Origin of the sequence: Neptunomonas japonica DSM 18939, from assembly GCF_000422765.1 — a bacterium.
GTDB lineage: Bacteria > Pseudomonadota > Gammaproteobacteria > Pseudomonadales > Balneatricaceae > Neptunomonas > Neptunomonas japonica.
Window position 1 is genome coordinate 1 of sequence record NZ_AUGR01000039.1, and the last position, 7,581, is coordinate 7,581.

The 7,581-nt window shown below is 43.5% G+C and carries 9 protein-coding genes and 1 tRNA gene; 5 read left to right on the forward strand and 5 right to left on the reverse strand.

The features are described 5' to 3' along the window. On the forward strand, positions 1-329 hold a 329-nt coding region (locus G511_RS23295; protein ID WP_036552086.1), incomplete at its 5' end, for an integrase core domain-containing protein. Positions 330-350: 21 nt separating this feature from the next. Here the strand turns inward: G511_RS23295 and htpX are convergent. Then, on the reverse strand, positions 351-1,238 hold the full coding sequence (htpX, locus tag G511_RS0117610; RefSeq protein ID WP_028470812.1) for a protease HtpX: 888 nt from the start codon (positions 1,236-1,238) through the stop codon (positions 351-353). Between the two features lie 143 nt (positions 1,239-1,381). On the opposite strand from htpX, the gene G511_RS0117615 reads away from it, so the two are divergent. Then, a complete protein-coding gene (locus tag G511_RS0117615; protein ID WP_028470813.1) occupies positions 1,382-2,287 on the forward strand; it encodes a class I SAM-dependent methyltransferase in 906 nt (301 codons plus the stop codon). Further along, positions 2,277-2,768, forward strand: a complete 492-nt coding sequence (locus G511_RS23300) for a 3'-5' exonuclease (protein ID WP_245574137.1) — start codon at positions 2,277-2,279, stop codon at positions 2,766-2,768. The genes G511_RS0117615 and G511_RS23300 overlap by 11 nt, the downstream gene beginning before the upstream one ends. A 46-nt stretch (positions 2,769-2,814) precedes the next feature. Here G511_RS23300 and G511_RS0117625 read toward each other — a convergent pair whose 3' ends face one another. The 3 genes from G511_RS0117625 to G511_RS0117635 all read right to left on the reverse strand — a co-directional run bounded on the left by G511_RS0117625 (position 2,815) and on the right by G511_RS0117635 (position 5,492). Beyond that, complete coding sequence (locus G511_RS0117625; protein WP_028470814.1) at positions 2,815-3,642, reverse strand: HDOD domain-containing protein; 828 nt, start codon at positions 3,640-3,642, stop codon at positions 2,815-2,817. A gap of 124 nt (positions 3,643-3,766) precedes the next feature. Next, the gene (locus G511_RS0117630; RefSeq protein WP_028470815.1) at positions 3,767-4,135 is read right to left on the reverse strand and encodes a hypothetical protein; all 369 of its coding nucleotides are present in this window, start codon (positions 4,133-4,135) and stop codon (positions 3,767-3,769) included. A gap of 142 nt (positions 4,136-4,277) precedes the next feature. Then, on the reverse strand, positions 4,278-5,492 hold the full coding sequence (locus G511_RS0117635; protein ID WP_028470816.1) for a pyridoxal phosphate-dependent aminotransferase: 1,215 nt from the start codon (positions 5,490-5,492) through the stop codon (positions 4,278-4,280). A 407-nt stretch (positions 5,493-5,899) separates the two neighbouring features. Here G511_RS0117635 and G511_RS0117640 point away from each other — a divergent pair, with 407 nt between their 5' ends. Beyond that, on the forward strand, positions 5,900-6,565 hold the full coding sequence (locus tag G511_RS0117640; RefSeq protein ID WP_028470817.1) for a DNA-3-methyladenine glycosylase I: 666 nt from the start codon (positions 5,900-5,902) through the stop codon (positions 6,563-6,565). An 8-nt stretch (positions 6,566-6,573) separates the two neighbouring features. On the opposite strand, the gene syd is transcribed toward G511_RS0117640, so the two are convergent. After that, complete coding sequence (gene syd / locus G511_RS0117645; RefSeq protein ID WP_028470818.1) at positions 6,574-7,113, reverse strand: SecY-interacting protein; 540 nt, start codon at positions 7,111-7,113, stop codon at positions 6,574-6,576. Positions 7,114-7,501: 388 nt separating this feature from the next. On the opposite strand from syd, the gene G511_RS0117650 reads away from it, so the two are divergent. After that, a tRNA-Asp gene (locus G511_RS0117650) sits at positions 7,502-7,578 on the forward strand. Positions 7,579-7,581: the final 3 nt, after the last annotated feature.

Here is a 7,581-nt window from a genome sequence, read left to right on the forward strand (position 1 = left end):
TTCACCACTCGGATAGAGGGCTTCAATACTGTTCAGCAGTCTATCAGAAGGCATTGGAGGATAACGGTATGGTGCCGTCGATGACAGATGGTTATGATTGCTATCAGAATGCACTGGCAGAGAGAGTTAACGGGATACTCAAGCAGGAGTTTCTACTGTATCGATGTAAAACGTTTATTGAATTGAAAGTGTTGGTGGCTGAGTCAATCGCTATCTATAACCAAATGAGGCCGCACTTGAGCCTTGGCATGAAAACGCCAGAAGAGGTGCATAAAAAAAGCGGCTGCCTAGGGCAACCGCTTCTATCAAAAACCGTCAACGTATTTTAGGACGGGACAACTCGTTAGGAATTAGCTGCGATTTTGCAGTGCAGCAATACGGTCATCTAGTGGTGGGTGACTCGACATTAATGCCATAAAGCCCATTTTAGTGTGGCTGCTAATACCAAACGCTGTCATCTGACTAGGTAGTTGATCTGCCATGCCTGACTCTGCTTTTAGGCGTTGTAGAGCGCCAATCATTCCTGCGGTGCTGCCAAATTGTGCGCCGGCTTCATCTGCTCTAAATTCGCGGCGACGTGAAAACCAAGCAACAATAATAGATGCTGCAATTCCGAAAATGATTTCAGCGACAAACGTAGCGATATAAAACCCGAAACCTACTCCGTTCGAATCACTGCCCCTGCGCAGCATGGAATCAACGAAGTAGCCAACAATGCGAGCAAAGAACATAACGAAAGTGTTTACAATACCTTGGATCAGTGTCAGCGTAACCATGTCTCCGTTGGCTACATGGCCAATTTCGTGCGCCATTACGGCGCGTGCTTCTTCAGGTCGAAAGCGCTGTAATAAACCGGTACTCACCGCGACGAGAGCATTATTCTTATTCCAGCCAGTGGCAAAAGCGTTTGCTTGATCAGAATGAAAAATCCCTACTTCTGGCATGCCAATGCCGGCTTTTTGAGCAAGTTCGGCTACTGTATCTACAAGCCACTTTTCTTCTTGGGTTCTTGGCTGTTCAATGATTTGAGCGCCGGTAGATCTTTTTGCCATCCACTTTGAGATGAAAAGAGAGAAGAAAGAGCCGATAAAACCAAAGACAGCACAGAAAATCAGTAGCGATGTAAGATTCAGCCCCGTGCCTGACAAGTAGTGTTCAACGCCCAGCAAGTTGAGTGTCACACTTGCGACCAAGATGACAGCTAGGTTGGTCAGAAGAAAGAGAATGATTCGCATGATTTATGTTTTCCAAAAAAATTAGATATCGCTTAGATATAGGTTTTTAGTAAAAGTTTCAACCCCTATGTTATGACAACTCATATATTTTCTGGTTGGTTTGTTGTTTAGGATTTATAATCTCGAAGATTAACTAAGGAGGTTAAGTGGCTGATATTTATAGTTGGATACATGAGCAGTTAGTTGTTGCTGGGAATGAGTGCCGTCGTTTGTTACATGGACGTGGTGGATGCTTTCCTGAGTATGAAGCGGTTGTTGTCGATTGGTTCGATCCAGTTGTTATCATTCGCTTGTATGCTGATGTGCCTCAGCCACTACTGAATGCGCTCAAAGCATATTTCGAACGAGAGCCATTGGTTACTGCTTTGCTAATACAGCAGCGTGGTCGTGGGCGAGAGACTGAACATGAGGTTATATTTGGTGATGTCGCCGATGTGCTGGTGGCACAAGAGTCGGGTTTAAAGTATGAAATTAGGCCGACTCAGTTTCAAAATAGTGGCTTATTTCTTGATATGCGCAATGGTCGTGATTGGGTGCGAGAGCACGCCAATGGTAAAAATGTACTGAATCTCTTTTCGTTTACCTGTGCGTTCTCCGTCGCAGCAATTGAAGGTGGGGCGAGCCAAGTGGTTAACGTGGATATGAGTAAGCGTGGCTTGAGTATAGGGCGAGCTAACCATCAGCTTAATGAGCATGACTTGTCGTCTGTAAAATTTATGCCTTACGATATGCTTAAGTCTTGGGGGCGAATTAAACGTCCAGGGCCTTACGACTTGATTATTATTGATCCGCCTAGTTTTCAGCCGGGTAGTTTTGTTGCAGAAAATGATTATCGAAAAGTGCTGAGGCGTTTGCCTGAACTGGCTTCACCTCATACACAGGTGTTGGCTTGTCATAACGACCCGGCTCACAATCAGTCTTTTGTTAGGGAACTAATGGCTCAAGAGTGTCCTGAGTTTGCTTTTGTTGAATTATTGGCATCGCAACAAGATTTTCCTGATCTTGAATCTGAGCGCGGTGTCAAAGCAATGGTATTTCAGCATGGCGATTAAAGTGCCTGTTATCTGTATAGATATTGAAGCCAGTGGCTTAGGGCCTCTCTCTTATCCAATTGAAATTGCATGGAAATGCGGGCTCACAGGTGAAAGCGATCTGTTTTTGATTAATCCAGATACAGGCTATAGCTGGACACAGTGGGACCTGTCTGCAGCAGATATCCATGGCATATCAATGGATGAGTTACTGGCTAAAGGAATATCGGTTAATGAGGCTTGTGAGCGACTCAACCAAATGCTAGGAGGAAAGACGGTTACTAGTGATGCGTTAGATTTCGACTTTTTTTGGATGCGTCGCCTTTTTGAATCCGCAATGATGAAGCCGACTTTCAAAATGCAAGGCATTGATAGCGTCTTAGAGGGAGGGCAGTTAATTCAATATCGCTTGATTGCGAGCGCTCAAGTAAGAAAGCATCGTGCTATGGATGATGTTAATGATCTATTTACTTGTCTTGTTGCATGTCAAAAGAGCTTGTAGAGCGAATGAGGAGATAGTGATCTATCTCCATCGGAACTTATGTTAACTAGTCGGCGAGGCCGTCTAGCCCCGACTCTAACGTTAATGCTTCAGCGAGTTGATTGATGGTGTCAGGCGAGACGCCCGCCAGTGTAGCAACGTCTGTTGGGTATGATTCTTTAACGCTTTCTTCGTCACGCTTTTCTCGAACTGAAGCGTTGATATAACAAGCTAAATTTAATACAGCAGCAAGAGAGGATGGGTCCTCATGGGCGGTAGGGCTTTTGTGCTGCTTCACCGCGTTTCCAAGTTCTGCAGGAAAGCTCCACATATCCAGTAACGCTTTGCCCGCTTCTTGTGTGGTAAAGCCAAGGCGTTCAATTTCAGCAGTACTACGGCTTACGCTTGATTCTTCAATGAGTGTTTGTATAGCTTTAGCACGGTTTGGTTGGGCTAGGTGAAGTAATAAGCGCCCGATGTTATGAATAATGCCTGTTGTAAAAGCGATGTCAGGATCTACATTGTCTGTTTTTGCAGCAAACCATTTTGCAAGTGTGGCAACGCGAAACGACTCAGACCAAAACTTTTTAATATCCAGCCCTTCTACTTCAGCAACAGAGTTTGAAAAGCCTGAAGCGATTACCAGTGTTTTCAAGCGGCCCATGCCGAGCATTACTGTTGCCTCGTCTATAGAAGAGACTTTACGTGATAAGCCAAAATGTGCGGAGTTTACTAAGCGCAGAATTTTTAGCGAGAGGGTTTGGTCTTCGCTGACTTTTTTGGAGATCTCAGAGTAGTTGGCATTCGGATCATTGAGTGCCTGTATTAGCTGCCTGACGACCTCTGGTACGTTTGGTAACTTACTGGTCTGATTTAGAAGATCTTTAATTTCCATAGCTTCTCCTGCTCTTTCACATCGGCGATAAATATTCCTAACATTTAGCGTAGAGTAGGTTGCAGAATTAGCAAATAAAAAAGGCTGCATATCAGCAGCCTTTTAAAAAATAGATGTGAGGAAGTTACAGGTTTAAAACATGTTCTTCGATTTTATTGCGCAATTCATCATACTGCCCCATCTCTTCTGGCAAGAAATAGAGTTTGTAGTAGCTTCTTTCAACTAGGTTGCTTTTATTGCCATTGATGTTTTCTTTCATCGTTGAATAGGTATAGGCCATGTGTAAATGAAGAACGCGTGTATGAGGCTGTACATCGAATTGATGATTTTCGAGGTCGTAGCGAGTTCTTTTTTCTTTGATGGTATAAAAAGAAACCTCAGCAACATGGTCAAGGTTAATTAGGAAGTTTGACGTTACAGGGACCCAATGCTGTTTTTCTAAACCATTGTGTTCCATGAAAATACCGCAATTTTTCTTAATCTTGATAAACATTGCTACACCTAGAAAATGTTATTAACAGAAAAGAATGTTATGTCACTTTGATGACGAATTTATGACAAACATTAGCGTGAGTTTATTCGCTACACAACCACAGTTTATAAAAAAAGCGGCTCTGGCGCCGCTTTTATTGTGTTTATTGCTCGTAAGTTTTAAGAAAGGTGCCAATACGCGATATGGCGTCTTCTAGCTCATCTACACGAGGTAAAAATACGATTCGAAAGTGTTGGGTATCTGGCATGTTAAACCCGCTGCCTTGCACAATAAGAACCTTTTGTTGTTGTAGTAGATCTAAGGCCATTTTCTCATCGTTCTTGATAAGGTAAACATTAGGGTCCAGTTTAGGAAATAGGTATAGGGCCCCCTCTGGTTTTACACAATAAACCCCCGGTATATCATTAAGCATTTCCCATGCAAGGTCGCGTTGCTCATAAAGGCGACCTTCAGGTACGATCAGCTCATTAATACTTTGGTAACCGCCAAGAGCGGTCTGTATTGCGTGTTGAGAGGGAACATTTGCACATAAACGCATATTGCTGAGCATGTCTAGCCCTTCAATATAATCACGTGCGCGATGCTTTGGTCCGCTAACAATCACCCAGCCAGAGCGAAAGCCAGCGGCTCTGTATGTTTTGGATAGGCCGTTAAACGTTAGGCAAAGAATGTCGTCAGCTAGCGATGCAAGAGAAACGTGTTTAGCTTCGTCGTAGATGATCTTATCATAAATTTCGTCAGCAAAAATAATTAGATTATGTTCTCTAGCGAGCTCCATAATTTGAATTAATACGGCTTTTGGATAAACAGCGCCTGTCGGATTGTTAGGGTTTATAACGACGATCCCGCGGGTGTTTTCAGTGATTTTACTGCGCATATCATCAATATCAGGAATCCATCCAGACTCCTCATCACAGATATAATGTACCGGGTTCCCGCCAGCAAGGCTCACGGCGGCTGTCCAAAGAGGGTAGTCCGGTGACGGGATAAGCATTTCGTCAGTGTCATTCAATAAGCCTTGCATCGACATGACGATGAGCTCAGAAACGCCATTTCCGATATAAATATCTTCTACAGTAACGTTGGTAATCTGCTTTCTTTGACACTCTTGCATGATGGCTTTACGGGCGGCGAACAAGCCTTTTGAGTCACAGTACCCTTGAGATGCGGGTAGATTGCGGATTACATCCTGAACAATTTCTTCAGGTGCCTCAAAGCCCCAAGGTGCAGGGTTGCCGATATTGAGTTTGAAGATGCGGTTGCCTTCTTCCTCTAAACGCTTTGCTTCCTGGAGCACTGGCCCGCGGATATCGTAGCAAACGTTAATCAGCTTGTTCGATTTTCTGATAACTGGCATGTTAACAATCCCGTAGCTTATCGTGTCTGTTTTTGTACCGATAAGCGAGTTTTAAATTATAAAAAGGTTGATAATCATACGCTTTTTTATATATGAAAAGAACAGCTGAGCGGTTTGCTCTGGTTTAATTAGGCGTGTTTTTGTGATGATTCATGAGTTAAGCAAGTCAGTATGCGTATTAGCTATTAAAGATGTGTTTAGGGCCTAAACAATATATAAAGATAAGGTGAGCAAGCCAAAAGGGAGGTGCTGAATGAAGAGAAGTTCATCAAATCAGAGGCGTGAAAACTGTTCTGTTTACTGAGCAGTATAGTGCTTGCTGTCATGAAAGCTTAGAGATGCTTTAATCTACCCATGTGCGCTAGTGTGTTAATTCAGTGTTGTAAGAATTTTAAAGAAGAGTGAAAGTGAAAAAATTTCAGTGGTTGTATGAACATGCGCTGCAGCATAAGGGAGAGTCTTTGGAATCTCTATTGCCAAATCCTATGTCGAATTCGGCATTAGCGAGCATTGATGATAATTTTATTTTCTCGACATTAACAAGGCGTGTTTTTCGTGCTGGGTTAAAGCATTCCTTAGTGGATAGTAAGTGGCCCGCGTTTGAGAAAGCACTGTATGGTTTTAGCCCTTACAAAGTTGCTTTAATGAATGACGATCAATTAGAAAATTTAATGCAAAACGATCAAATCATAAGGCACTGGGGGAAGCTGAAGGCGACTCGCCTAAATGCAGTAATGATGTTGGAGATAGCTGAAAAGCACGGCAGTTGCGCTCAGTGGATAGCAGGTTGGCCTGAAGAAAACATTGTTGGTCTGTGGGGAGAACTTAAAAAAAATGGCTCTCACCTAGGTGGTAATTCTGGAGCCTATTTTTTGCGCATGATAGGTAAAGATACCTTTGTACTAACAGATGACGTGGTTGCGGCGTTAAAAGCGCAGGGTGTTGTAGATAAGAGGCCAACGGGTAAAAAAGACCTGCTGGCCGTACAAGGTGCTTTTAACGAGTGGCGTGCAGAGTCGCAAAGGCCCCTGTGCCATATTAGCCGGCTGTTATCATTTACGGTGGGTTGGTAGTCGCTGTATTAGCGTGGCGTTAATTGGTTAAGAAATTCACTAAGGCTCTCTGCTATTTTTTTTACGGGTTTTTTGCCCGGATACTCCAGCCAAATACTGCCGTCATCATTGAGCAGGCTTAGCATGCCATCGTCGGGCTCTGTGCACGCAAAAAACAATGTTAGAGGTAGCTTTTTCTTCACCTTAACCATCGCGTGGCCAATCAGGTTGGCACGCAAGCGCTCTATATCTTCCTCATTCCATACCTGTAAAAGGGTAAGGTCTCCATCTGGTGCTGTTGCATCGAGGTGGTCTGACCACAAATAAGTATAGTAAGCAATAATGTCAGGGTGGATTGTAGTCTCTAGGGCTTCCCCGAGGCGAGTAAACACATCGCAGGCAGTGGTTTGTTTTCGTGGTTGCCACGAAATAAGCTCTCCTTCTTGTGGGGAAGAGGCGTTGTAGCACAGCGAAGGCCACTCAGAATCAAACGCTATAGTAGGGGGCGTGTTGTCATGAAATGCCTGCCAGGCATTTACAAAGCTGTCTAAGGCATCTGAAATTTGCATTGTGTATTGCGAAGCTCTTGTTGTGTCTGTGTTGTTGGTAACCACTTTAGTGGTTTTTCTTCTATGGGTACACTATTTATAGAGGGCTTAGCATGTCCTCTGATGTGTCCATTTTTTACCATTGATGCTTGAAAGCCTTATGTTTTTGTTCGATTGAGTGTTTTTTAAACAAGCTAGGCTTCAGGCCTTAGTTAGCATGATCAGAGGTTATATCGTAATAAATGGCATCATTTTCCCTTGATGGAGTCATTAGAATGCAAATGTTCCCTTTGTTTTGGTTGATGATAAAAATATATACGTTTTTTTGCTGCAAACGTTTGACAATGCAGGGAAAGTATTTAAAATGCGCACCTCATTCAAGGGGTGTGTAACACTTCAGAATGAAAACGGAGTGGTAGTTCAGCTGGTTAGAATACCTGCCTGTCACGCAGGGGGTCGCGGGTTCGAGTCCCGTCCATTCCGCCACTA